The following is a 21819-nucleotide window of genomic DNA, read 5'->3' on the forward strand; positions in this document are numbered from 1 at the left end:
AGCTACCTCGCCGGCCTCCATCTCCGGGCCTCGATGATCTGGATCAAAGAGCTCACCCGGAACAGCCATTGATCACAACCCAATACCCGCCCTAGCCGGGAGATTGAACTGAATGGCAGGATTGGGCTCGGTCTACGACGCCTACCCGCGCCCCTCGAAAGGCAGTTGACGGTGATGAAGTCGCGGCATGCCCGGACCTGAGCCAATGCCATCGCAGGCGGACTGTGCTGGCAGCTATCGTCTTGAGGGATTCTCCCCGGGCAGAGCCAGGATCAGCACGTCATGTAGTGCGGCACCTGCCCAGGGGCGGTTCTCGCCGACCTTCTCGTAGCCCCAGGACCGGTACATCCGGCCAGCCGCTTCGGCTTCGGGTCGGGTGTTGAGCAGGACGCGCTCCTGAGTGAGGCCGTCCACGAGGGCATGGTGCACTGCGGTGGCGACATGCTGCCCACGCCAGGGGGGCTGGACTGCGAGCTCGAATAGGCCGAAGGTGCGGTGGCCGTCTTCGCGGCTGACCTCAGCAAGGACGGGCTCGACCAGGGTCTCCCACCAGCCGGTGGAGGCGGGCAGCGGGTAGCCGTAGGCCATGCCGACGGGCTCACCGGCGTCGGCGCGGGCCAGGACGGCACGAAAGCCGTCCTTTTTCACCTGAGTCCGGAAGCGCCGGAAATTCGCCTCGACGTCGCTGTCGGTCTTGTCGTACGGAGGTTCGGTGAACGCTCCCCGGTAGACAGTCCGCAGCTCGTCCTCGACCCAGGCGGCTTCCTGGCCGTCGTAGCGTTCGATTCTCATCTCGCCTCCGCAGCCGATTCCAGCAAGGCGACCGTATCGCGGGCGGTCGCGGTGTCGACCCCTGCGGCGGCCTGGCGGAAATTGGCCAGGCGGGAGGTGAGACGGGCGGACGTGAGGGCGTGGGCCTGGGCAACGACCATGGTCATCTGCGCGCATGCCTCCTCGATCTCCCCGGCCTGCAGCATCACGGTGGCCAGCCTGGCCTGGTACAGGGCGGTGTTGCGGGCGTAGCCGGCGGCCAGGCCGTTCACGGCGGCGCGCAGGAACGGGATCGCCGCCTGCGGCTGCCCGGCCTGCAGATAGTGGGTGCCGGTGGCGTAGTCGATCTCTACGGGCCCGGCGAATCGGACCCAGCGCGGCGCGTCCGATTCCTCGGCGGCCCTGTCGTGCAGTGCGACCGCCGTGCTCAGCGCGCGCCGGGAGGCGGCGAGGTCGGCTCCGGCCAGTGCGGCGCGGGCCTCGCGGAGCGCGAGCACCAGCTTCACCCCGTCCCCAGCGTGGCGGGCGGTCAACGACTGGGCGGCGGAGACGGCGGAGGCGGCCTCCCAGGGTCGGTGCTGGTCGACGGCCAGCAGCGACATCGTCGACAGCGCCCGCATTTCCAACTGCGCGTCGCCGGTCATCCGGGCCGCAGCCATCGCTTCCAGCACCGAGGACCTGGCTTCGGCGTCCTGGCCGGCGTCGTGCGCGATCCATCCCAGGTGGCAGTGGATCTCGCCAAGCATCGCATGCAGCTGCACTGTGACGCGCTCCAGATGGACACCGCCGCTCAGTTGAAAGCCGATGCGCTCCAACAGCGCGTGGGCCTGCTGATGGGCCGCCCGCCCGCCGTTGCCGTGGTCCAGCCGGTACAGGCCGTCGATCTTCCCCCGCAGCTCGCGCACGTCGGCCATACCGACTCGCGATCCAGGGACTGGCAGAGCCACGGCGACGCCAACGCCGCCGAGGTCCGCGATGAATTGCCGCCTGTGCACGGAACCATGATCCCGCGCCGGAGCCGGGGTGCTGGTTCGGTACTCAGGGACGGTGAAGCCCATCTCCGTCAGAGGGATCCCGAACATGGCCTCCAGGACGGCCTGCTGGCCCGGGTGAGGCAGTGGCGGTGGGTCCTCGCTCTCCCAGCGCCGCAGCTGGCGCACCCCGACCGCCGCGTCGGCCCTGATCCTGCTGGCCCAGTCGGCGAAGGCGGCCAGGAACGTCTCCTGGGTGTACCCGGCCCGCCTGCGCAACCGCGCCAGGACGCTCCTCGCCATGTCATGCCCCCGATAGGTGACGTGCGGTCAGTTCACCATGCCACTGTCCATCCGATCGGGCACCGGAAACGTCCGGTGAAACGTCCGGTCGAGTGAACCCCGCGCAGGGGCCGTCGGGGGTGGACTGGACGCAGGCCGCCTGGAGCGAGGGCTCCCCCGCTCCAGGCGGCCATCCAGCCGCGAGGCACCCCACGATCCAGGAGGTATGCGTCATGAAGTCCACGCCCACCACGAAGGCACCGGCCGTGCTCGACCCCCAGAAGATCTCCGCGCTCCAGGCGAAGATCAGCCGTCTGGTCAGCTCCGGCGCGCTGACCGCCGCCCCGCACACCTACCACCACTGACATACCCCGAGGGTTCCGGGAGGGCGGGGCGGCTGGGGCCGCCCCGCCCTCCCGGGCCAGGTCAATCCGCCCTGAAAAGACGATGAAGAAGAGAGGTACGGCATGGACAGCGGAACCCGCTTGGAGCTCACGTTCCTGGGCCATCAGACCTGGCTGGTCGAAGGCGGCGACCACAGCGTCCTGATCGATCCGGTCCTACTGCCCGCGTTCGGCCTGCCGGGGGCGGAGTGCCGGGTCTGGCCGCCGCGCGATGTCGACACCACCGCGATGCCCCGGCCCGACGCCGTGGTCCTGTCCCACGAACACCTGGACCACTTCCACCTCCCCTCCCTCGCCCTGCTGGACCGGTCAGTGCCGATCTACACCGGCCCGCTGCTGCCGGCCCCGGTGGAGCAGGCGATCGCCGAGCTGGGCTTCACCGTGCACCGGATCGACCACACCACCCCGGTTCAGCTCGGCGACCTGACCCTGACCCTGTTTCCAGCCGGAGCCAGAACCCTGTTCTGGGAGGACCGCGTCGTGCAGCCGTGCGTCCGCGTCGGCCAGGGCCCCGCCGTGTTCATCGCGGTCGACGCCGACATCTCCGACGTCTACGTGCAGCAGGTCGCAGAGGGCACCCAGCCGGTGCCGCACATGGCAGTGGTCTCCAACAACTCCCAGATCGTGCCCCCGGGGATGCCTGCCTCCTCGGTCAACCTGCTCCCCGGGTTGAACGGAACCCGCTACAAGACCGGCCTGTCGGTGCTGCACCAGCTGCTGCTAGAAGTCCTCGCCCCGCTCGACGGCATCCGCGACGTGGCCTTGTGCGGCAACGGCTTCCTGCCCCCGGCCTCACCGCACGGCCCGTTCCTGTACTCCGACCACCCGGCGATGGCGACCGCCGCGAACAGCCTGCAGGGCCTGTTTCAGGTCCACGGACCGCGCCCCGGCGACCGCCTGACCGTGGCCACGGGCGAGAAGGTTACCCAAGCACGGGTCGACTGGGTGCACACCGACGAGGATTTCGAGTACCACTCCCTGATCGACCACGCCGCTTTCCTCGCCGACCCCGGACACCGCGAACTCACCGCGCTCACCGCCGCACCCGCCGACTGGGACCAGGCCCTGGCCGACGTGCTGGCCGATCTCCCGCGCCTGGGCCGCGAGCTCCTGGCCACCAGCACCGGCATCCTGGCGTGCAGCATCCACGAGTACCTGTCCGGGCCCCTCGGCGCCCACCGCGCGGTGCTGCGACTCAAGGACGGGCCCGGCGGGGAACTGCTGCAGTTCGCCTGGGACGTCACCGCCGCAGGCTTCGTCCAGGTCCAGGTGACCGAACGTGAGGAGGCGATGGCTGCCTACCCGTTCGGTGCGGAGGTCTTCTTCCAGGACTTCGCGGCACTGCTGCGCGGGCGGTTGCAGGTCTGGGACGTGGCCGGCGGCGCAATGGAATGCTGGCACATCGGGTCGCCGCTGGACAGCTTGGTCTACGCGTTCTTCGCGATCTACGGCGAACACCAGCGCCCTGACCTGGCCGCCCTGTCCTACGCGCACGCCGCCTCGGTGATCCCCGCAGCCGGAGCGGTCCGGTGACCGCACCCGCGGCGACGGCCGCCGAGGCGCTGAGTGGCCTGGCCCGGATCCGCCCGGCCGGCTGGCTGGGCACCGCGCTGCCCCAGGACCCCGAGGGGCTACTGGCTCTCGCCCGCCGTGCGCTCGAGACGGACCATCCCGGGGTGACCGGGGAGCTCACCATGCTCGCCGCCCGATACACCGCCGCAGTGTTCACCGTGGGCGGCACCCAGGAGCCGCTGGTCCTCAAGCTGCACGCCGACCCGGCCGCCTTCGCGGGCGAGTCCCTGGCCTACGCGCTGCTGGGCAGCACCGCGCCCGTTCCCATGCTGCACGGCGAGGGCGAGGCGTCGCTGTCGCTGCTGCTGGAATACCTGCCCGAGCCGGCCGACTGGACCGCCCGATCGACTCCGGCCGCGCTGGTCGAGTGCGTCGCCGCCGTCCACACCGCCACCACCCGGCTGTCCTCCCCGGAAGCCGCGGCGCTGGGCGGCTTCACCCTCGCCGCGACGAACGACACCGCTCCGACCTGGATCTCCGACACCGGGGCCTGGGCCGAAGTGACGGCCGCTCACCTCGACGCCTACGGGGCCGACGTGGTGCCGCTGGGACACCTGGACCTCAAGCCGCAGCACCTGCGCAGGCGTGCGAACAGCACCCTGGCGCTGCTCGACACCGAGACAGTGCGACCCGACGTCACGGGCCTGATCGACCTGGTGACGCTGCCCGCGGTGATGCGCCAAGCCGGGCGGGAACTGCCCGCAGCCCACGTCCTTGACCTTTACCTCGAAGCCGTCTGGGGTTACGGCGCCCGGTGGAGCGCTCAATCCCTGCGCGCGGCGCTGCGGGCCTTCGCCACCGCGACTGGCCTGCACGATCTGCAGGGACTGGCCTGAGCGCCGCACGGCTCAGCGGCCGTCATCAACACCCAGTACAACTCCAAAGGGGTCAATGACCTGCGCGATCTGGCGCTGGGGGGAAACTCGCAGCGGGCCGCGGTGGTGCGTGCAGCCTGCCTCCAGCAACCAGGTCAGGGCCTTGCCCACGTCGGCGACCCGCCAGTAGACCACTGGGCTTCCGCCGCGGGGGTTGCGCTCGTCGTCGGCCGGGTGGAACCCGATCTCGACGCCAGCGTGCTCCACCCAAGCGAAGACCGCACCGCTTTCGCTCACCTCGCGATGGACCGGCACGCCCAACAGGTCGCTGTACCAGGCTGCAGCCCGATCTGGTGACTCGGAGAACACCATCACCGCAACGACGGACTCGAACATGGCCTGCCTCTCGACATCATCCGGACTGGGTGACACATTGCGGAGCATAGGGCTCAGAAGGGAAGCTACCGCCCAGCAATCAAGCGGATGGCGATAGCGCCACAACCCGGCCCTTGCCCGTCTCCAGCTCCTGCCGAAGACGGCGCAACGACACCGCCTCCAGCCCGCCCTTGTCGGCCAGCGCGATGGCGGCGGCGCTTGCCGTCACCGCCCAGTCGCTCGACCTGGCCGAGCGCATCGGCGCCGAGCGGTGCGTCACCCTGGTCCGCGAACTCGCGCCAGCTTTCAAGCCCTACCGGCAGGTCGACGGAGTCCCGGAGTTCCTGGAACGCCTCCGCGCCAGACGGGCCCTGGTGGGGGGTGGCGCGGTGGGCTCAGGCGGTGAAGCGGGGGTCGCGGGCTTCGATGGCCTGGATGAAGGCGGTCCATTCGGCCTGGTTGAAGGCGAGGTGGGGGCGGTTCGGGTTCTTGTCGTCGCCGAGCCAGACGTCGCCGTTGTTGAAGCGCGCGATGATGACGCAGTTGCCGTTGGAGTCGCCAGAGAAGGGGGACTTTACCCAGAAGACGTTGGCGGGGTCGTGTTGGTAAGGGTCATGCTTCTCGGTCACGTGATCTCTTCCAACTTGCATTCAAGGGTGGCAACGATGGCGTGCGGTGAAAGCGCGCACCGCTTCAGCCGGGCGAAGGCACGCTCGGCGCGGCGGACCTCGCGTCCCAATTTACGCGGGAGCACGGTTGGTGGCCGGGCGGTCAGCGGGTGATCAGTTCCCGTACGGCGTCGCTGACCGACGGTAGGTCGGCCCGGTTGGCCCAGGCGTGGTCGTCGTGCTCGGTGAGGGTGAGCGGCGCGGTCCTCTCGACGGTGACCTCGAAGGTGAGCTGGCGGGTGAGGGCGCCACTCCTGGAGGTGTAGTCGAACTGCCCGAGGTAAGCAATGATCTGGTCGATCGTCAGGCCGGTCTCCTCCTCGGTCTCCCGCCGCAGGGCCTTGTCGAACTCCTCGCCGGGCTCGACCTTCCCCGACGGCAACTCCCACAGGCCCGGCATGAAGTCGTCGGCGGGCCGGCGGAGAAGGAGCACGCGGTCCCCGTCTGTGATGACCGCGGCGACGACGAACCGGGTGACCCCTGCCTGCCGGGCGTCGTGGAGCAGGCCCGGAGTGAACGAGGGGTCGGCGAAGGGGGAGGTCACGTCAGCAGCTCCTTGTGGTGGTCGCTCACCTTGACGGCCGCGCGGACGTAACTCGCGGCCAGCTTCAGATTCTCCTCATGATGAGGGAGTCGCGACAGCACGAGGGCCCGGCCGTGGCGGACGGGCCCTGGTGGGGGTGGCGCGGTGGGCTCAGGCGGTGAAGCGGGGGTCGCGGGCTTCGATGGCCTGGATGAAGGCGGTCCATTCGGCCTGGTTGAAGGCGAGGTGGGGGCGGCCGGGGTTCTTGTCGTCGCCGACCCAGACGTCGCCGTTGTCGAAACGCGCGACGACCACGCAGTCGCCGTTTCCTTCTGCGGAGAAGGGAGACTTGGCCCAGTCGGCGTCGGCGGGACTGTGGTCGTAGGGGTCGTGCCTGTTGCTCACGTCAACTCTTCCAACTTGCGTTCAAGGGCGGCGATGGTGTCTTCCGGAGACAGCGAGCACCGCTTGACTCGGGCAAACGCCCTTTCGGCTCGTCGCACTTCGCGTCCCGCTCTACGCGGGAGCATACCGCCGACGGCTTCGACGAAGACGAAGCCGTCGTCAGGGTCGTCCGGGAAGCGCATCACGGTGACGCCTGATGCGAGGATCCCGGGCCGTCCCGCGCTCAGCGGCACCATGCGCAGCGAGACATTTGGGTACCCGGCTACCTTGATGGCGTGATTGATCTGGCCGATCAACACGTCTGGATCTCCTGCTACGAGCAGCGCAACCTCGCCGAAGTACGCCTCGTACGTGAGAGTCGGTTCGTCCGTCAGGCGCCGTTGGCGGAGTATCCGAACCTCGGCTCCGGCTTCAATCAACTCCTCGTTCGGAGCGTCGACTCCCGCACCGATCATCTCCTTGGCGTAGTCCATCGTCTGGACCAAGCCGGGGAGGGCTGAGGGGAAGTAGTTCAGCATGTGTGAAGCGTCGGCTTCGAGGGCGAGGTACTCGGCGAAGGCTGGCGTGATGGTCTCGGAGTAGTCAAGGTCGCGCCACCACTGTTTCGGAGGTCCGGAGGTGAGGAACGCTTCGAGATCCTCCCGCTCCTGCCCAGTAACCCCGGCGTGGTCAAGCAGCGTGGCCAGGTCGGCCGCGCTGATCGGCTGTAGGGCTCGCTCGATTCTGCTGAGCCGACCGGCACTCCACCCCTTCAGGCCGGCAGTCATGTCGGTGAGCGTTCTGTTGTTCTCCAACCGCCAGGTGCGCAGTTCGTCACCAAGGCGGATCTGCCTGATGGCCGATAGGTCCTTGCTCAAGTGGCGCCCCTCCCTGCGGTGTGTGGGGTCCAGTCTCACCAGTTCGTAGGCCTGGGCTCAAGTCCAAATCATGATCAATTAATTTCTCTGGCATTGAGGTTGCGTTTTCGAATTTCGATGCTCCACACTCACTGTGACCGCACGAACACGCCACTGAAGGTGTGGGGTGACTCATGTCCACCTTGCGTAACCCTGTCCTCCGAACCTGGGAGACCACCCTCACCGAGCACGAAACCTCGGTCCGTACCGCCCGCCGCCTGGTCCGTGACCAGCTCACTTCCTGGGGCTGGGTCGGTGACCCGGTCGACGACCTCGTCCTCATCGCCTCCGAGTTCGTGACCAACGCCGTCGTCCACGCCTGTCACGGCGACGGCGAAGTCCGCCTCTCCCTCCAGGAGTTCGACGGCGACTGCCGCCTCGAAGTCTGGGACCCCCGCAGCGACCTCCCGCTCCTGGAGCGGCGTCCGGGCCGTTTCAACGAGTGCGGCCGCGGGATCGAACTCGCCCGTCGGCTCGCCGTCGACTTCGGGGTGATCGCGCGGTGCGGTTCGGGCAAGCGCGTCTGGGCGCGCGTCCTCCGTGCCGCGAACAGCAACGTTCCCTCGCCCGAAAGTTGAGCGTCATCAAGCTCGCCACCACGGCTGCGATCACCGCCGCCAGCCTCGCCCTCGCCTGCTTCGCCTCGGACCTCGTTCCGCCGCGCGAGCCGGCCACCGCCGACGTCGTCTGGTGGACCACCCTGGCCGCCGCCCTGATGACCGGCATCAACCGCCACAGCGACAACTCCGACGACGACAACGACTGAACCGAGGCCGCTCACCCCATGACGACCATGCACCCCGCCGCCATCGCCTACCGCGACCCGGCGGCCCTCCGCGCCCGCTGCGACATCGGCAACGTCCGCAGAGTCCACGGTGAGCACGACTACGAGAACGGAGCCGTCGTCCCCGCCGGCGACTGGTCCCCGCTCCCCGAGGACCACCCCGAGCGCTACGCGCCGGGCTCCTTCACCAAGGACAGCGGCCTGGTCGAGTTCTTCCGCCTCCCCGGGACCGTCACCGACGTCCACACCGTCGCCGCGCTCGTCGGCCTCCTCGGTGATCCGCTGCACGTCGCCCTTGAGCAGGCCGACGACCCGCCCGGCGAGCTGGTCACCCACCGGTTGCCCGAGAACGGCCTGTGCCTCGGCCTGCATGTCGACAACCACCAGAACCTGCCGTACCCGGACCGCGACACCGCCCGCCGCCGCCTCTGCGTCAACCTCGGCCCCGGCAGCCGCTACCTCCTGCTCGCGGACACCGACATCAAGTCCATCTGCCGTACCGTCCACGACCGTTACGAGACCCACTGCCCCCACACCGACGACCTGCGGATGTTCGTCGCCCTGCGCAAGCCGCTCAAGCTGCTGCGGGTCCGCATCGACCCGGGGGAGGGCTGGCTCGCCCCGACCGCCGTGCTGCCGTACGACGAGTCCACGGAAGGTGTGGAAGGTCAGGGCCGGTGGTCCACCACCGTGTCCTGGCTCGGCCACTGGGGGCGCGACCTCTTCGACCCGCTGATCTGATCGCGCGCCGATCACTCTCCGCACACACCCCGATCGGCGGGGCGGGCGCGGGCCGCACCGTTGCGCACTTTGGAGCGCGGTAAATCCGAGGGGCGCGCAAGAGGTGCCACGCGCCCCTGTTCGCGCCCCTTTGCGGTCGAGAACCCTCGCGTGCCCGGCCTCGACGATCCGGGGCTGCCGGCGACTATCTGACCGCGCGTTCGGGCAGGCTCGGGCGGACACCGATCGAAGGAGGCCGTGATGGCCGCAGTGTACGAATCCGTACTCGACGCGATCGGCGGGACGCCCCTGTTCCGCCTCGCCCGGCTCGGCGCCGGGCTGCCCGCGCCGATCTACGCCAAGGCCGAGTTCCTCAACATCGGAGGCAGCGTCAAGGACCGCGCCGCGCTGTCCATGGTGCTGGCCGCCGAGCGGGACGGCCTGCTGCGGCCGGGCGGGACGATCGTCGAGGCGACCTCCGGCAACACCGGCATCGGGCTGGCCATCGTCGGTCGGCAGCGCGGCTACCGGGTGATCGCCGGGGTGTCCGACAAGTCGGCGCCCGAGAAGTCCGACATCCTGCGGGCGTACGGCGCCGAGGTGGTGCTCGCCCCGACGGCCGTGCCCGCCGAGGACCCGGCGCACCTGTTCAACGTCGTGCAGCGGCTGGTGGAGGAGATCCCCGGCGCCTGGCTCGCCAACCAGTACGACAACCTGGCCAATCCGGACGCCCATGTGCGCACCACCGGTCCCGAGATCTGGGAGCAGACCGGCGGCCGGGTCACCCACTTCGTCGCGGGCGTCGGCACCGGCGGGACCGTCACCGGCACCGGCGGGTACCTCCAGCAGGTGTCCGGCGGCTCCGTGACCGTGATCGGCGCCGACCCGGAGTCCTCGATGTACGGGGGCGGGGACGGCAGCCCGTGGTTCGTCGAGAGCATCGGGCACTTCCTCCACCCCGGCACCGTCGAGGACCGCTGGCCGCAGGCCTACCGGTCGGAGGTGGTGGACGCCTTCGAGCGCATCCCCGACCGCGAGTCGCTGCTGACGGCCCGTCGGCTCGCCCGCGAGGAGGGCATCCTGGCCGGCCCTTCCTCGGGCACGGCGGTGGCGGCGGCGCTGCGGGTCGCGCGGCGGCTCGGGCCGGACGACCTGGTCGTGGTGCTGCTGCCGGACTCCGGACGGTCCTACCTGTCCAAGGTGCACAGCGACGACTGGATGCGGCAGTGGGGCTTCCTGGAGGAGTCGGAGCCGGCGGACGGCCTCAGGCCGCTGCTCGCCGGGGCCGGCCCGCTGGTCGCGGTCGACGCCGGTGCGACGGTCGGCGAGGCGCTGGAGGCGCTGCGCGCCGTGCCCGGCGGGGTGGCGCCGGTGGTGCTGGCTCGGGCGGCGAGGCCGTACGGGGTGAGCGCGACGGAGGTGGTCGGCTCGGTGTCGCGGGCGGTGCTGGCGGCGGCGCTCGCGGACGGCGGCGCCAAGCCGGGCGATCCGCTGGGTGGTCCGCTCGGCGATCCGCTGGGTGACCCGCTGGGTGACCCGTCGGGTGACCCGTCGGGCGCGCTGCTCGGGCCGGTGCTGCCGGCGGTGGGCGTCGGGCAGTCGCCGGCCGAGGCGCGGGCGGCGCTGGGGGGCGCGCACGAGGCCGTGCTGGTGCTGGTCGACGGGCGGGCGGTGGCGGTGCTGTCGCGGGCGCGGCTTGAGGGCGGGGCCTGAGGGCGGGGTGAGGGCGGGGTGAGGGCGGGGCCTGAGGGCGCGGCTTGAGGGCCGGGCCGTTCAGCGGGCTCAGCGGGGCGTCGGCGGGGCCAGGATGGCCGTGATCACCCGGTCCAGCGAGCGGTCGAAGGCGGCGTCCGGATCGGAGGGCGGTCCGGACGTCGCGAACGCCTGGGCCAGGTGCGGGTATTCGCCGCTCATGGCGGCCCGGGTGAGGTAACCGACCAGCTCCGCCTGCCACTTGGCGCCCGAGGCCGCCGTCTGCTCGTACTGGGCGTACTGGCAGATGAAGCCGTTGAACAGGGCCATGGCCTCCATCCGGGCGCCGCCGTTCAGGCCGGTGGAGGCGGTGACGGCGAGGAAGTGGTCGGTGTAGCGCAGGGCGTTGGGGCCGATGCCCGGGCGGGCGAGCACCAGGGCCGGCAGCCAGGGGTGGCGGCGGAAGATGGCGAGCTGCTGGCGGGCGAGCGCCGCCAGGTCGGCGCGGACGTCGCCGCTCGGCGCGGCCGGCAGCTCGTACTCGGCGGTGACGGCGTCGAGCATGAGGTCGAGCAGGTGCTCCTTCTTCGGCACGTAGTTGTAGAGCGACATGGTGCCCGCCCCGAGGGCGGCCGCGACCCGGCGCATGGAGGCGGCGTCCAGGCCCTCCGCGTCGGCGATCTCGACGGCCGCGGCGGCGATGGACGTCCGGCTGTGGGCCGGTTTCGGCCCGCGGCCGGTGCGTTCGGGGCGCAGCCAGATCAGTTCGGGCGCCTCGGGGGCGGCCGGGCGCTCGCTGGTGCTGGGGGGTTCGTTGGACGGCACTGGATGATCACCTCGCCCCCCATCTTAGATACGTACGACGTACGTAGTAGCATCTGACTCACGCTTCTACGTACGCTGTACCTAGAGAAGGGGCAGAGCCATGTCCGACACCGCCCGACCCGCCATCGAGATGGCAGGCGTGGAGAAACGATTCGGGACCACCGAGGCCCTCCGCGGCCTCGACCTCGCCGTTCCCGCCGGCACCGTCTGCGGGTTGCTCGGCCCCAACGGCGCCGGCAAGACCACCGCCGTCCGCGTCCTCGCCACCCTCGTCGCCCCCGACCGGGGCACCGCCCGCGTCGCCGGCCACGACGTCGCCACCGCCGCCGAGGACGTCCGCCGGGCCATCGGCCTCGCCGGGCAGTACGCCGCCGTCGACGAGGGCATCACCGGGCGCGACAACCTCCACCTGTTCGGCCGGCTGCACCGCCTCGGCGCCCGCCGCGCCCGCACCCGCGCCGACGAACTGCTCGAACGCTTCGACCTCACCGAGGCCGGCGACCGGCTCGTCCGCACCTACTCCGGCGGCATGCGCCGGCGCCTCGACCTCATCGCCAGCCTGGTCACCAGCCCCCCGGTGCTCTTCCTCGACGAGCCCACCACCGGGCTCGACCCGCGCAGCCGCCAGGAGATCTGGAACACCGTCAAGGAGTTGGCCGACGGCGGCACCACCGTGCTGCTCACCACCCAGTACCTGGAGGAGGCCGACCGGCTCGCCGACGACATCGTCGTCGTCGATCACGGCGCCGCCATCGCCACCGGCCCACCAGCCAGGCTCAAGGCCGCGATCGGCAGCCAGCTGTCCGTCACCCTCGCCGACCCGGCCCAACTCGCCGCCGCCGCCGTGGTGCTGTCCACCCTCTCGGGCGGCGACGCGCAGGTGGACGCGGCCGAACGGATCGTGACGGTGCTGACCCAGCCCGGCGTGTCCGTCCTGCTGCCCTCGCTGGTAAGGGAGTTGGACACCGTCGGGATCACCGCCGAGGACGCCGCCGTACGGGCCCCCTCGCTGGACGACGTGTTCCTCGCGCTCACCCGCGAATCCGCCGAAACCCTGAGGAGGGCCGCCTGATGGCCGCCGTGTACGCCCCCGCGCCGATGCCGTCCCGCCCCGCCCGGCTGGCCGTCGACACCTGGACGTCGATGCTCCGCATCCTCCTCAACTACCGCCACTCGCCAGGCCTGTTGGCCGCCTCGCTGGGTGTCCCGGTGATCATGGTGGTGGTCTTCGGGTACGTCTTCGGCAGCGCCATGCGGATCCCGGGCGGCGGCGACTACCGCGAGTTCCTGATGCCCGGCCTGTTCGCCATGGTCGCCACCAACGGCGTCATGGTGACCATGGTCGGCGCCGCCCGCGACGTCGGCCGCGGCATCACCGACCGGCTGCGCTCCATGCCCGTCTCCCGCACCGGACTGCTGCTCGGGCAGACCCTCGCCGACCTGCTGGTCAGCGTCGTCGTCCTGACCCTCCTCGCGCTCGTCGGCCTCGCCGCCGGCTGGCGCGTGCGCGAGGGCGCCGGGGACGCGGCGGGCGCGTTCGCCCTGCTGCTGCTCTTCCGCTTCGTGATGACCTGGGTCGGCACCTGCCTCGGCCTGGCCATCGGCAAGGAGGACGCCGCCGGCCAACTCTCCGTCGCGGTCTTCCCGATCGCGATGGTCACCAACGCCTACGTCCCCACCGGCGGCATGCCCGGGTGGCTGCGGGTCGTCGCCGACTGGAACCCGGTCAGCGCCGTCGTCCAGGCCTGCCGCGAGCTCTTCGGCAACCCCTCGGCGGCCGGCGACGCCTGGCCCATGCAGCACGCCGTCCTCGTCGCGCTGCTCTGGAGCGGGCTGCTGCTCGCGCTCTGCGTGCCGCTCGCCGTACGGAAGTTCGCCACGCACGGGCGCTGAGCGGGGCGGTCGGACGTTCGTCCGTTCATCCGTTCGCCCGTCCGTTCATCCGTCCGTCCGTTCGCCTGTTTCGTCTGACGGAATGTGCTGGACACCGCTGCCGGTACGGCCGAAGGTGGGCGCCATGGAGTACACCCACCTCGGCCGCACCGGCCTGACCGTCTCCCGACTCTGCCTGGGCACCATGAACTTCGGCCCCCACACCGAGGAGTCCGAGGCCCACCGCATCATGGACACCGCCCACGAGCGGGGCATCAACTTCTTCGACACCGCAAACGCCTACGGCCGCGACAGCGAGGGCAACCTCAGGGGCCGGACCGAGGAGATCATCGGCCGCTGGTTCGCCCAGGGCGGCGGCCGCCGCGAACGCACCGTCCTCGCCACCAAGGTGTACGGGCCGATGGGCGACTGGCCCAACGAGGGCAAGCTCTCCGCCCTCGGCATCCGCCGCGCCGTCGAGGCCAGCCTGCGGCGCCTGAACACCGACCACATCGACCTCTACCAGATGCACCACATCGACCGGGACACGCCCTGGGAGGAGATCTGGCAGGCGATGGAGGTCCTGGTCACCCAGGGCAAGATCATCTACGTCGGCTCCAGCAACTTCGCCGGCTGGCACCTCGCCCAGGCGCAGGAGGCCGCCCGCTCCCGCCACTTCCTCGGCCTGGTGAGCGAACAGTCCCTCTACAACCTCCTCGACCGCACCATCGAACTCGAAGTCATCCCCGCCCTCCAGCACTACGGCCTCGGCCTGCTGCCCTGGTCCCCGCTGCGCAGCGGCCTCCTCGGCGGCATCCTCCGCAAGGAACGCGAAGGCACCCGCGTCCGCGGCGCCCTGCCCCAGACCGACGCACTCCTCGCCACCCACCGCGACCGCCTCCAGGCCTACGAGGACCTCGCCGCCGACCTCGCCACCGAGCCCGCCGACCTCGCCCTCGCCTGGCTCCTCACCCGCCCCGCCGTCACCGCCCCCATCATCGGCCCCCGCACCCCCGCCCACCTCGACGCCGCCGTCGCCGCCCTCGACCTGAAGCTCGACCAGAAGACCCTCGACCGCCTCGACGAACTCTTCCCCGGCCACCAGCCCGCCCCGGAGGACTACGCCTGGTAGCCGCGCCCGGGCACTGTCCTGCCCCGGCGGTACGACCGGGGCAGGACAGCGGGGCGGGGACGACCCCGAGGTCACCTCAGGGGGCGGGCGAGGCGGCCCCAGGTCCGGGCGCGGTGGCCGCGGTGATCACGCGAGGTCCTTCCAATCGAGCCCCGGGAGCGGGGGAGCGATCACCGAAGGCGACAAGTCGTCTTCATAGATGGGGAGTTCGTCGATTCCGAGGGCGCTGAGCAGTCCGACGGTGGGCACCCGGTAGCGGCGTCCGGTGCGGACCACCGGGCAGGGGAAGGCGTCGCGGCGGACGAGGCTGTAAGCGGTGCCCAGGCACATTCCGAAGGCGCGTGCGGCGGTTCGCAGGTCTACGGCCAGCGGGAGGCCGAACAGTTCGGGGAAGGTGAGCGGGCCCTCGGCGTGGGCGGTCATCGACCCGCCCCCGCCGAACGGAGGGAGAGCGTCCCGAGCCGCGGTCCGCGGTGGGGCCGACGGGTGCGCTGGACCACCTCGCGCAGGCCGAGGTGGTCGGCGAGTTCGCTGAGCCGTGCACCCTCGACCGCCGAGCGAGAGGTGAGGCGCAGTGGCGCGGCCAGGCCGTCCGGCGGCGGGATCGTGAGATCCCGGAGGTCCTCGGTCGACTTCGAGGTGCGGGCGTCGGACACCGCGACGATGTCCTCGACCGGCCGCCCTCCCGAGGCCGAGCGGCGGGCGAAGTCCCATCCCCGGCGGCCCGCGGCTTCGAGCAGTTGCGGGCCGACATCGGGATCGTCCGGGGAGACTTCGGCCAGCCGTTCGACCAGGGCGAGCATGGCCTCGGACTCGACATCGCGCCGGTCCGCGCCCAGGCGGGCCGAAGTCTGGCGGGCAACCCTCTGAACCCGAGGCAGGGCGAGCCACACCACGGCCTCGACCCACCCGGTGACCTCCGTCGAGCCGATCGCAGCGGCCAACGAGTCGTGTTGGGCGAGTGCGACGGCGCGACGCCAGACCTCGGAGCGCAGCGCCTCGTCCCCCGGGCGCTCGTACAATCCTGCGCGGGCCTGCGGCAGGTCGAGGTGGACGGTCGTTCCGCCGAACTCGACCGGGAGGACGTTCGGCCGCAGATGAGCGGCGGTGGTCACCCGCTGGTGGATGACGTCGAGCACGCTGTTGTACGTGATCAGAGCCATGGGTCGGTTTCTCCAGCCGAACGGTGCGGGTCGAGGAGGTTGTCGGAGGGGGTGGGGGCGTGCGGCCCCGCCCGACGGGCGAGGTCCTTTCCGGGCATGGCGGGCGGCTTGGTGAGGCCCTTCAGCTCGACGCAGTGCAGGCCGGAGATCGGCGGCAGGGGTCGATTGACGATGTCGGGCAGTGGCCGGGGTTCGGGCATGGCGGCCCTCCTGGAACGTACGGTCCGGGCGCGTCGACCGGGCGGTCGAGCTGATGACCAGGAGTCTGCGGCCCGGCGCCGAAAATTAGGGGGCCGGAGGCCTCTTAACGATGTGGGGTGCGCCACAGCTTCATTCGTGGACGATCCAAAAGCGTGGCAGGGTAGCACCCGATATGGGGAAGGTGTCCGGGTGTGTGGCAACTTGCCTGGCGTGCAGTCTGATTGGGGCGCCGTGCCTCTAATCTCTCGCCATGACCTTGTGGGGAAATTCGACGGCGGAGCAGACGTTCGGGCTGAATCGAACATTTCGAGATCACCTGTCCGACGCCGATTGGGAGGGAATCCTCGGTTCCGCCAAGGTGAGGAGGCTTCGGAAGGGCGGACAGTTGATGCGGCAGGGTGCGGAGGGTGGCACGGTGTCCTTCCTGAAGGAGGGCACCGTCCGGATCGACCAGGACGGGAAGCTGATCGTCCTCCGGCACAGTGGTGACCTCCTCGGGGACATGGCCGTGTACGGCCGCCGGCTGCGGACGGCCACCGTGACGGCGTACACGGACTGCGAAGTGGTCACCCTCGGAGCGGAGTTGTTCAGGAGTCGCGCGTTCCAGGACGCGTACGGGGCGGCGATCTGGTCGTACGTCGTCGGCCGGCAGCTGGAGACCCAGGTCCTGTCGCGGTCCGGCGACAACGTGGCGCGGCTCGCGTGGCTCCTGGCGCCGCTGCTCGACAACGCGGAACTCGCGGTGAGCGGGCCCGACGGCGTTCGCCTGCGGGTCGCCCAGAAGGACCTCGCGGACTGCTTGGCCATCGGCCCCAAACTGCTGCGGCAGCTCACGGCGCTGCCGCCGTTCGGCGGGATGCCGGAGGGGCGTCGCAAGCTGACCCTCGTGACGGACCCCGAGGGTCTGCTGGCGGCCGCGGCGCGGCTCGGCGGACTGTCGTGAGCGGTTGACGGCCGTTGTCACGTCGCGGCGATCAGGGCGGCGCCGGTCTCGAACACGTGGTGCCAGGACTGGTCCAGGAGGTAGGCGCCGTTCATGCCGTGGTCGGCGAGGCGGAGGAAATCGCCCCGCCGGGTGAAGTCGGCTGCCCGGCGGAGGGGTTCGCGCCGGTCGGCGAGGTAGTGGGTGGCGGCGGACAGCGCGAGGGCGGCGAGGAGGCGGCGGGGTTTGGGGCGGAGGCCGAGGGCGCGGGTGCCGAGGAGGAGGGCGGCGGCCTGGGTGGCGGTGTAGGCGGCGACGTGTGCGGCGCAGGCGCGGCGGCCGGCCGGGGTGGGCCGGCCCTTGGTGCCGGCCTGGTGGTCGGTCTGGATCCAGTGGTCGGCGAGGGCGGCGGAGGCGCGGAGGAGGGCGTAGACGGCGGCGAAGGTGGCGGCACGGGTGGGGGGTTGGGGGGTGAGGGCCGGCGTGGGCAGGGGCGTGGGTGTGGGCATGGGGCTCCGATCGGTGGGGTGACGGTTTCCTGGTGGGGCGGCCTGCTGTGGTAGCAAGGCAGGTATGACGGAACGGCCTGGCGGGCGCAGCTCGTACCACCACGGATCGCTGCCGGAGGCGCTGGTCGCCGCGGCGTTCGAGCTGCTGGACGAGTACGGGCAGGAGAAGGTGAGCATGCGGGAGGTGGCGCGGCGGGCCGGGGTGTCGGCGGGGGCGCCGTTTCGCCACTTCGCGGACCGGCAGGCGTTGTTGACGGCGCTGGCGGACCGGGTGCTGGCGGACTTCGCGCGGTGCCAGGAGGCCGAGGTGGCTGCGGTGGATCCGGCCGAAGGGTCCGCCAGGGGGTCGGTGATGCGGGCGGTCGGGCTCGGGTTCGTCCGGTACGCGCTGCACCATCCGCACCGGTTCGATCTGGTGCGTTCGCGGGTGTTCGTGGCCTCGCGGGAGCCGGAGCTGCGGGATCAACTGGACGGCATGGACCGGGCGTTCGCCGGTCTGATCGTGGCGGACCAGGAGGCGGGCCGGTTGCGCGCCGGGGATCCGGGGCTGATGGGGCTGGCCGGGCAGGCGCTGGTGTTCGGGCTGGCGCAGATGATCGTGGACGGCTACCTGCCGGAGGAGGGGGCGGAGGAGCTGGCCGGGAGGGTGCTCGACACCTTCGGTCAGGGAATCGCCAACCTTCCTTCGCAGTAACCGATTTGTGCGTGCAGCGAGCCTTGACCGGGTTTCCCGGCCCTGATGTAATCACCGATTACATGGGGTGCGGGAGGCCGAGATGTCCATGGGAACGACGTTCGTCCGATCGATGTTCGCCAAGCCGACGCCGGGCTACACCACCGCGGGCGCCACCGGCGACACCGTGGTGCTGCTGATCGGCATGCGGATCAACCGCTTCTGGGCCGTCCACCACTGGGGCCCGGTGATGTTCGCGATGTTCCGGATGCTGTACGAACTGGGGCGCAGCCCCGAACGCGGCCTGCGCGGGCGGATCCTGCTCACCGCCTCGCCGCGCACGTACTACGTCGTCCAGTACTGGGAGTCGAAGGAGAAGCTGTACGGCTACGCGAGCGCGCCGGACGGCTTCCACCACAGCGTCTGGGGCATCGTCAACCGCAAACTGCGGGAGGGGAAGGCCCGTCGGCACGTCGGGCTGTGGCACGAGACGTACGTGGTGCCGGAGGGCGGGTACGAGTCGATCTACTTCGACATGCCGCCGTTCGGTCTCGCGGGCGCCACCGGATCCCTGCCGCTGGAGGCGCGCGGGCGCCGCGCGTCGCAGCGGCTGGCCCACCGGTCGGGGGAGGAATCGGGGGAGAGCTCGGTGAAGGAACCGGGGGAGGGCTCGGGGGAGGGCCTGAAGGAGGGCTTGGGGAAGGGCCCGAAGGAGAGCTCGGGGGAGCGCGTGCCCGAGTAGGGGTGCTCACCGGGCGCTCAGGGAGTGTCGCGGGTCGGCCCGGGCGCCGCGGCGTGAGAGCGTCGGGGGATGGCGGAGGAGCAGGGCGGGATGCCGACGGGCGCGCCGAGAGGTGTACGGGCGGGCACGCCGACCGGCGCATCGACCGGAGCACCGGCGGGCGCACGGATGGGCGCACCCACGGGCGGGCCGGTGGTGCACGAGGTGCCGTACCACGCGCAGTGGGAATCGGCCGAGCTGGTGCGGGTGATCATCGACGGACAGGTCGACGCGGCCGAGGACCCTCGGTGGGGGCAGTCCGGTGCGGCCACCCCGGAGGAGTACGCGTGGTGGTCGTGGCGGCTGTGCGGGGTGGCCTGCCTGCGGATGGCGCTCGACCACTGGTGGGGCCTGGCGCCGCCGGCGCTCACGCTGGCCGGGGAGTGCGTGGCGGCGGGGGCCTACGTCCGGGACGGCGAGAGCCTGCGCGGACTGATCCACACGCCGTTCGCCGACTACGTCCGGCGGCGGTGGGGACTGGCCGCGCAGGCACGGGAGTTGGCGCCCGCAGAGCTCGCGGCCGAGGTGGCCGGCGGGCGGCTGGTGATGGTGTCGGTGCACCCCGCGATCCGGGAGCCGGCCGGTCCGGCGCCGGTGCGGCGGGGCGGACACCTGGTGCTGGTGGTGGGCGCCACGGACACGGCGGTGGTGATCCACAACCCGTCCGGATTCCCGGGGGAGTCGCAGTCCTTCGCGCACGTGCCGTGGCGGTCGTTCGAGCGCTTCTACGCCGGGCGGGGGATCGTCCTCGGCCCGCCGGGCACGGGTGGCGCGGGTGGTGCCCGATCGGTCCCCGACCAGCAACCGGTCGGGGGCTGACCGGCGGCTGGCCGGGACCTCTTGAGGGGCTGGTCAGGGGCTGATCAGGGGCCGGTCAACCCCTGACCAGCCCCTGACCAGAGGCTGATCAGGGGTTGTCCGGCAGGCCGGCCGGGTTGACCGGGAGCTGGCTGCGACAGAGCGCCGACATCGGCTTCAACGCGGCTGCCAGGCGGTCGAGTTCGGCGCGCGGATAGTCCTCCCAGACCCGCGCGGCGGCCAGGTCGGTGGCGGCCTCCAGGGACTGGTGCCGGATCCGGCCGAGTTCGGTCACCGAGCCCGCCGTGGTCAGCCAGCCCCGCTCGACCAGGCGCGCCGCGGCCGCGTCCCACTCCTCGTCCGTCCAGCCGCGCATCGGCTGGAGCATCTCGCGCCGGACGTCCATCGCGCACCGGATCACCAGCGCCTCGCACCCGTCCAGGCCGGCCGCCACCAGGGCCGCCACGTGGCCGTCCCCGCGGTGCTCGCGCATCACCGTGGCGGCCTGCCACAGCCGTTCGTACAGGCCGGAGGGGCGGGGCAGCGCGGCGTTGGCGGCCGCCAGCACCCGGCCGACGCAGTCGAGCCGGCCAACGGCCCGCTCCAGGGCCTCCACCACCAGCTCGACCTGCGCCGGGTCCACGTGCTCCAGCAGCCGGGCCAGCGCCGCCGCCGAACCCTTCAGCCGGGCGGCCAGCGCCTCCTCCGGGCTGGCGTGCGTCCACACCTCCGGCAGCGCGCGCTCGACCATCGCCGGGGAGAAGCTGAAGAACGCGGCGATCACCGGCGGCGCGTCCACCGCACCCAGCGGCGCCGACCGGCTGGCGAAGTAACCGCGCCAGCCGCCGCGCAGCCCGGCCGCCTCGTAGGCCTCGCGGCTCTCGGGCAGGAAGTAGGTGACGGAGTGCACCGGTTCGAAGAGCCACCACAGTGCGCGGGCGGGGTGAACGAGATCGGCCATCGAAGGACCTTCCTCGGAGAGGGGCGGGGCGAACCCGGCCGGACGGGGCGGCTCGGCGGACGCCGACGGATCGGGCGCGCGCGGGCCGCTTCAGTGCTGATGACCACGGCGGCGGCCACGGTAATCCCGCGCCGGGTGTGATGACGGTCACGGGGAGGTCCCGGCGTGCGCCCGGCGGGGCGGCGGCGCGAGATGATGGGACGAGGTGCCCGCTCCCGGGACGCCGCAGCCCTCCTGTGAACCCTCGTGTGAAGGTAGTCGGTAATGGCGCAGATCAACCCCAGCATCCTGTCCGCGGACTTCGCCCGGCTCGCCGACGAGGCCGAGGCCGTCAGGGGCTCGGACTGGCTGCACGTCGACGTGATGGACAACCACTTCGTCCCCAACCTCACCCTCGGCATCCCGATCGTCGAGTCGCTCGCCCGCGCCACCGACATCCCGCTCGACTGCCACCTGATGATCGAGGACCCGGACCGCTGGGCCCCCCAGTACGTCGAGGCCGGCGCCGGCTCCGTCACCTTCCACGTCGAGGCCGCCGCCGCCCCCGTCCGGCTCGCCCGCGAGATCCGCGCCAAGGGCGCCCGCGCCTCCATGGCCCTCAAGCCGGGCACGCCCATCGAGCCGTACGAGGACCTGCTGCCCGAGCTCGACATGCTGCTGATCATGACCGTCGAGCCCGGCTTCGGCGGCCAGGCGTTCCTCGACATCATGCTGCCGAAGATCCGCCGCACCCGGGAGCTGATCGCCAAGCACGACCTGGAACTGTGGCTCCAGGTCGACGGCGGCGTCTCCGCCGCCACCATCGAGCGCTGCGCCGAGGCCGGCGCCGACGTGTTCGTGGCCGGCTCGGCGGTGTACGGGGCCGAGGACCCGGCCGAGGCCGTGCGCAAGCTGCGGGAGCTCGCGACCAAGGCCTCGGCGGACGCCTGGTGGGCCTGCGGGCACTGAGCCCGGGCGGGGCCGTTAGGGCGCGTATTCGGTCGTGATCAATCTGCGCGATTTACCTTCACAGCGGGTCCAGTTCCGGTAAACCGTGGTGCGTGACGCGAGCGCAACTGACGGATGCAGAGTGGGTGTTGATCGAGCCGTACTTGCCGATCGGCG

29 protein-coding genes are annotated in these 21819 nt (G+C 71.4%); 15 read left to right on the top strand and 14 right to left on the bottom strand.

From position 1 onward, the window contains the following. Positions 1 to 234: 234 nt before the first annotated feature. A complete protein-coding gene (locus ABT015_RS36480; RefSeq protein ID WP_350887205.1) occupies positions 235 to 792 on the bottom strand; it encodes a GNAT family N-acetyltransferase in 558 nt (185 codons plus the stop codon). Continuing rightward, entirely contained in the window at positions 789 to 2045 is a 1257-nt protein-coding gene (locus ABT015_RS36485; RefSeq protein ID WP_350887208.1) for an NsdA family TPR-like regulatory protein, read from the bottom strand. The genes ABT015_RS36480 and ABT015_RS36485 overlap by 4 nt, the downstream gene beginning before the upstream one ends. 212 nt (positions 2046 to 2257) lie before the next feature. Between ABT015_RS36485 and ABT015_RS36490 the strand changes: the two genes are divergently transcribed. The 3 genes from ABT015_RS36490 to ABT015_RS36500 all read left to right on the top strand — a co-directional run bounded on the left by ABT015_RS36490 (position 2258) and on the right by ABT015_RS36500 (position 4836). Then, a complete protein-coding gene (locus tag ABT015_RS36490) occupies positions 2258 to 2389 on the top strand; it encodes a hypothetical protein (protein WP_350887211.1) in 132 nt (43 codons plus the stop codon). 102 nt (positions 2390 to 2491) lie between these two features. Continuing rightward, entirely contained in the window at positions 2492 to 3961 is a 1470-nt protein-coding gene (locus ABT015_RS36495; protein ID WP_350887214.1) for an MBL fold metallo-hydrolase, read from the top strand. After that, positions 3958 to 4836, top strand: a complete 879-nt coding sequence (locus ABT015_RS36500; RefSeq protein WP_350887216.1) for a hypothetical protein — start codon at positions 3958 to 3960, stop codon at positions 4834 to 4836. Before ABT015_RS36495 ends, ABT015_RS36500 begins: the two co-directional genes overlap by 4 nt. Before the next feature lie 12 nt (positions 4837 to 4848). Here ABT015_RS36500 and ABT015_RS36505 read toward each other — a convergent pair whose 3' ends face one another. The 6 genes from ABT015_RS36505 to ABT015_RS36530 all read right to left on the bottom strand — a co-directional run bounded on the left by ABT015_RS36505 (position 4849) and on the right by ABT015_RS36530 (position 7643). Beyond that, a complete protein-coding gene (locus tag ABT015_RS36505) occupies positions 4849 to 5211 on the bottom strand; it encodes a VOC family protein (RefSeq protein WP_350887219.1) in 363 nt (120 codons plus the stop codon). A 79-nt stretch (positions 5212 to 5290) separates the two neighbouring features. Beyond that, positions 5291 to 5470: a hypothetical protein gene (locus ABT015_RS36510; RefSeq protein ID WP_350887221.1), complete on the bottom strand. Its 180-nt coding sequence runs from the start codon at positions 5468 to 5470 to the stop codon at positions 5291 to 5293. Positions 5471 to 5585: 115 nt separating this feature from the next. Next, positions 5586 to 5819 (bottom strand): DUF397 domain-containing protein, encoded by a 234-nt coding sequence (locus tag ABT015_RS36515; RefSeq protein WP_350887223.1) that lies wholly within the window; start codon positions 5817 to 5819, stop codon positions 5586 to 5588. Between the two features lie 142 nt (positions 5820 to 5961). After that, complete coding sequence (locus ABT015_RS36520) at positions 5962 to 6402, bottom strand: NUDIX domain-containing protein (protein WP_350887225.1); 441 nt, start codon at positions 6400 to 6402, stop codon at positions 5962 to 5964. Positions 6403 to 6552: 150 nt separating this feature from the next. After that, the gene (locus tag ABT015_RS36525) at positions 6553 to 6786 is read right to left on the bottom strand and encodes a DUF397 domain-containing protein (RefSeq protein WP_350887227.1); all 234 of its coding nucleotides are present in this window, start codon (positions 6784 to 6786) and stop codon (positions 6553 to 6555) included. Beyond that, positions 6783 to 7643, bottom strand: coding sequence for a helix-turn-helix domain-containing protein (locus ABT015_RS36530; RefSeq protein WP_350887229.1), 861 nt, complete (start codon positions 7641 to 7643; stop codon positions 6783 to 6785). Before ABT015_RS36530 ends, ABT015_RS36525 begins: the two co-directional genes overlap by 4 nt. Positions 7644 to 7816: 173 nt before the next feature. On the opposite strand from ABT015_RS36530, the gene ABT015_RS36535 reads away from it, so the two are divergent. From ABT015_RS36535 to ABT015_RS36550, 4 genes are all read left to right on the top strand, one after another. Beyond that, positions 7817 to 8260, top strand: coding sequence for an ATP-binding protein (locus ABT015_RS36535; protein ID WP_350887232.1), 444 nt, complete (start codon positions 7817 to 7819; stop codon positions 8258 to 8260). Beyond that, positions 8257 to 8448 (top strand): hypothetical protein, encoded by a 192-nt coding sequence (locus ABT015_RS36540; protein ID WP_350887235.1) that lies wholly within the window; start codon positions 8257 to 8259, stop codon positions 8446 to 8448. The genes ABT015_RS36535 and ABT015_RS36540 overlap by 4 nt, the downstream gene beginning before the upstream one ends. A gap of 18 nt (positions 8449 to 8466) precedes the next feature. After that, entirely contained in the window at positions 8467 to 9207 is a 741-nt protein-coding gene (locus ABT015_RS36545) for a hypothetical protein (RefSeq protein ID WP_350887237.1), read from the top strand. A 240-nt stretch (positions 9208 to 9447) separates the two neighbouring features. Beyond that, positions 9448 to 10899: a PLP-dependent cysteine synthase family protein gene (locus tag ABT015_RS36550; RefSeq protein ID WP_350887240.1), complete on the top strand. Its 1452-nt coding sequence runs from the start codon at positions 9448 to 9450 to the stop codon at positions 10897 to 10899. A gap of 69 nt (positions 10900 to 10968) precedes the next feature. On the opposite strand, the gene ABT015_RS36555 is transcribed toward ABT015_RS36550, so the two are convergent. After that, positions 10969 to 11703 carry a TetR/AcrR family transcriptional regulator gene (locus tag ABT015_RS36555; RefSeq protein ID WP_350887243.1) on the bottom strand — a complete coding sequence of 245 codons (735 nt, stop codon included), beginning with the start codon at positions 11701 to 11703 and terminating at the stop codon, positions 10969 to 10971. 100 nt (positions 11704 to 11803) lie between these two features. On the opposite strand from ABT015_RS36555, the gene ABT015_RS36560 reads away from it, so the two are divergent. The 3 genes from ABT015_RS36560 to ABT015_RS36570 all read left to right on the top strand — a co-directional run bounded on the left by ABT015_RS36560 (position 11804) and on the right by ABT015_RS36570 (position 14707). Then, a complete protein-coding gene (locus ABT015_RS36560; protein ID WP_350887246.1) occupies positions 11804 to 12775 on the top strand; it encodes an ATP-binding cassette domain-containing protein in 972 nt (323 codons plus the stop codon). Next, positions 12775 to 13596 carry an ABC transporter permease gene (locus tag ABT015_RS36565; protein ID WP_350887249.1) on the top strand — a complete coding sequence of 274 codons (822 nt, stop codon included), beginning with the start codon at positions 12775 to 12777 and terminating at the stop codon, positions 13594 to 13596. The genes ABT015_RS36560 and ABT015_RS36565 overlap by 1 nt, the downstream gene beginning before the upstream one ends. Positions 13597 to 13720: 124 nt before the next feature. Further along, positions 13721 to 14707, top strand: coding sequence for an aldo/keto reductase (locus tag ABT015_RS36570; RefSeq protein WP_350887252.1), 987 nt, complete (start codon positions 13721 to 13723; stop codon positions 14705 to 14707). Positions 14708 to 14833: 126 nt separating this feature from the next. Here ABT015_RS36570 and ABT015_RS36575 read toward each other — a convergent pair whose 3' ends face one another. From ABT015_RS36575 to ABT015_RS36585, 3 genes are read right to left on the bottom strand one after another with little or no spacing between them, the layout of a single operon-like run. Further along, positions 14834 to 15130, bottom strand: coding sequence for a DNA-binding protein (locus tag ABT015_RS36575; protein ID WP_350887254.1), 297 nt, complete (start codon positions 15128 to 15130; stop codon positions 14834 to 14836). Further along, positions 15127 to 15870 (bottom strand): hypothetical protein, encoded by a 744-nt coding sequence (locus tag ABT015_RS36580; protein ID WP_350887256.1) that lies wholly within the window; start codon positions 15868 to 15870, stop codon positions 15127 to 15129. The genes ABT015_RS36575 and ABT015_RS36580 overlap by 4 nt, the downstream gene beginning before the upstream one ends. Next, positions 15861 to 16070 (bottom strand): hypothetical protein, encoded by a 210-nt coding sequence (locus tag ABT015_RS36585; protein WP_350887259.1) that lies wholly within the window; start codon positions 16068 to 16070, stop codon positions 15861 to 15863. Before ABT015_RS36585 ends, ABT015_RS36580 begins: the two co-directional genes overlap by 10 nt. A gap of 251 nt (positions 16071 to 16321) precedes the next feature. On the opposite strand from ABT015_RS36585, the gene ABT015_RS36590 reads away from it, so the two are divergent. After that, a complete protein-coding gene (locus tag ABT015_RS36590; protein ID WP_350887262.1) occupies positions 16322 to 17014 on the top strand; it encodes a Crp/Fnr family transcriptional regulator in 693 nt (230 codons plus the stop codon). Between the two features lie 17 nt (positions 17015 to 17031). On the opposite strand, the gene ABT015_RS36595 is transcribed toward ABT015_RS36590, so the two are convergent. Beyond that, entirely contained in the window at positions 17032 to 17502 is a 471-nt protein-coding gene (locus ABT015_RS36595; RefSeq protein ID WP_350887265.1) for a hypothetical protein, read from the bottom strand. Between the two features lie 64 nt (positions 17503 to 17566). On the opposite strand from ABT015_RS36595, the gene ABT015_RS36600 reads away from it, so the two are divergent. From ABT015_RS36600 to ABT015_RS36610, 3 genes are all read left to right on the top strand, one after another. Then, entirely contained in the window at positions 17567 to 18196 is a 630-nt protein-coding gene (locus tag ABT015_RS36600; RefSeq protein ID WP_350887268.1) for a TetR/AcrR family transcriptional regulator, read from the top strand. A 112-nt stretch (positions 18197 to 18308) separates the two neighbouring features. Then, positions 18309 to 18917: a DUF4188 domain-containing protein gene (locus tag ABT015_RS36605; RefSeq protein ID WP_502897499.1), complete on the top strand. Its 609-nt coding sequence runs from the start codon at positions 18309 to 18311 to the stop codon at positions 18915 to 18917. Positions 18918 to 19085: 168 nt separating this feature from the next. Then, positions 19086 to 19775 carry a cysteine peptidase family C39 domain-containing protein gene (locus ABT015_RS36610; protein WP_350887270.1) on the top strand — a complete coding sequence of 230 codons (690 nt, stop codon included), beginning with the start codon at positions 19086 to 19088 and terminating at the stop codon, positions 19773 to 19775. Between the two features lie 88 nt (positions 19776 to 19863). On the opposite strand, the gene ABT015_RS36615 is transcribed toward ABT015_RS36610, so the two are convergent. Further along, the gene (locus tag ABT015_RS36615) at positions 19864 to 20715 is read right to left on the bottom strand and encodes an SCO6745 family protein (RefSeq protein WP_350887273.1); all 852 of its coding nucleotides are present in this window, start codon (positions 20713 to 20715) and stop codon (positions 19864 to 19866) included. Positions 20716 to 20979: 264 nt separating this feature from the next. On the opposite strand from ABT015_RS36615, the gene rpe reads away from it, so the two are divergent. Continuing rightward, positions 20980 to 21663 (top strand): ribulose-phosphate 3-epimerase, encoded by a 684-nt coding sequence (rpe, locus tag ABT015_RS36620; RefSeq protein WP_350887277.1) that lies wholly within the window; start codon positions 20980 to 20982, stop codon positions 21661 to 21663. Positions 21664 to 21819: the final 156 nt, after the last annotated feature.

The sequence above is a fragment of the Kitasatospora sp. NPDC094016 genome (genome assembly GCF_040304045.1).
In the GTDB taxonomy this organism is placed as follows: Bacteria; Actinomycetota; Actinomycetes; order Streptomycetales; family Streptomycetaceae; genus Kitasatospora.

What these genes read in the sequence shown, in the direction of transcription:
- ABT015_RS36480 (WP_350887205.1), bottom strand. Translation starts at nt 792, where the DNA reads ATGAGAATCGAACGCTACGACGGCCAGGAAGCCGCCTGGGTCGAGGAC.
- ABT015_RS36485 (WP_350887208.1), bottom strand. Translation starts at nt 2,045, where the DNA reads ATGGCGAGGAGCGTCCTGGCGCGGTTGCGCAGGCGGGCCGGGTACACC.
- ABT015_RS36490 (WP_350887211.1), top strand. Translation starts at nt 2,258, where the DNA reads ATGAAGTCCACGCCCACCACGAAGGCACCGGCCGTGCTCGACCCCCAG.
- ABT015_RS36495 (WP_350887214.1), top strand. Translation starts at nt 2,492, where the DNA reads ATGGACAGCGGAACCCGCTTGGAGCTCACGTTCCTGGGCCATCAGACC.
- ABT015_RS36505 (WP_350887219.1), bottom strand. Translation starts at nt 5,211, where the DNA reads ATGTTCGAGTCCGTCGTTGCGGTGATGGTGTTCTCCGAGTCACCAGAT.
- ABT015_RS36535 (WP_350887232.1), top strand. Translation starts at nt 7,817, where the DNA reads ATGTCCACCTTGCGTAACCCTGTCCTCCGAACCTGGGAGACCACCCTC.
- ABT015_RS36545 (WP_350887237.1), top strand. Translation starts at nt 8,467, where the DNA reads ATGACGACCATGCACCCCGCCGCCATCGCCTACCGCGACCCGGCGGCC.
- ABT015_RS36550 (WP_350887240.1), top strand. Translation starts at nt 9,448, where the DNA reads ATGGCCGCAGTGTACGAATCCGTACTCGACGCGATCGGCGGGACGCCC.
- ABT015_RS36560 (WP_350887246.1), top strand. Translation starts at nt 11,804, where the DNA reads ATGTCCGACACCGCCCGACCCGCCATCGAGATGGCAGGCGTGGAGAAA.
- ABT015_RS36565 (WP_350887249.1), top strand. Translation starts at nt 12,775, where the DNA reads ATGGCCGCCGTGTACGCCCCCGCGCCGATGCCGTCCCGCCCCGCCCGG.
- ABT015_RS36570 (WP_350887252.1), top strand. Translation starts at nt 13,721, where the DNA reads ATGGAGTACACCCACCTCGGCCGCACCGGCCTGACCGTCTCCCGACTC.
- ABT015_RS36575 (WP_350887254.1), bottom strand. Translation starts at nt 15,130, where the DNA reads ATGACCGCCCACGCCGAGGGCCCGCTCACCTTCCCCGAACTGTTCGGC.
- ABT015_RS36580 (WP_350887256.1), bottom strand. Translation starts at nt 15,870, where the DNA reads ATGGCTCTGATCACGTACAACAGCGTGCTCGACGTCATCCACCAGCGG.
- ABT015_RS36585 (WP_350887259.1), bottom strand. Translation starts at nt 16,070, where the DNA reads ATGCCCGAACCCCGGCCACTGCCCGACATCGTCAATCGACCCCTGCCG.
- ABT015_RS36590 (WP_350887262.1), top strand. Translation starts at nt 16,322, where the DNA reads ATGACCTTGTGGGGAAATTCGACGGCGGAGCAGACGTTCGGGCTGAAT.
- ABT015_RS36595 (WP_350887265.1), bottom strand. Translation starts at nt 17,502, where the DNA reads ATGCCCACACCCACGCCCCTGCCCACGCCGGCCCTCACCCCCCAACCC.
- ABT015_RS36600 (WP_350887268.1), top strand. Translation starts at nt 17,567, where the DNA reads ATGACGGAACGGCCTGGCGGGCGCAGCTCGTACCACCACGGATCGCTG.
- ABT015_RS36605 (WP_502897499.1), top strand. Translation starts at nt 18,309, where the DNA reads ATGTTCGCCAAGCCGACGCCGGGCTACACCACCGCGGGCGCCACCGGC.
- ABT015_RS36610 (WP_350887270.1), top strand. Translation starts at nt 19,086, where the DNA reads ATGGGCGCACCCACGGGCGGGCCGGTGGTGCACGAGGTGCCGTACCAC.
- ABT015_RS36615 (WP_350887273.1), bottom strand. Translation starts at nt 20,715, where the DNA reads ATGGCCGATCTCGTTCACCCCGCCCGCGCACTGTGGTGGCTCTTCGAA.
- rpe (WP_350887277.1), top strand. Translation starts at nt 20,980, where the DNA reads ATGGCGCAGATCAACCCCAGCATCCTGTCCGCGGACTTCGCCCGGCTC.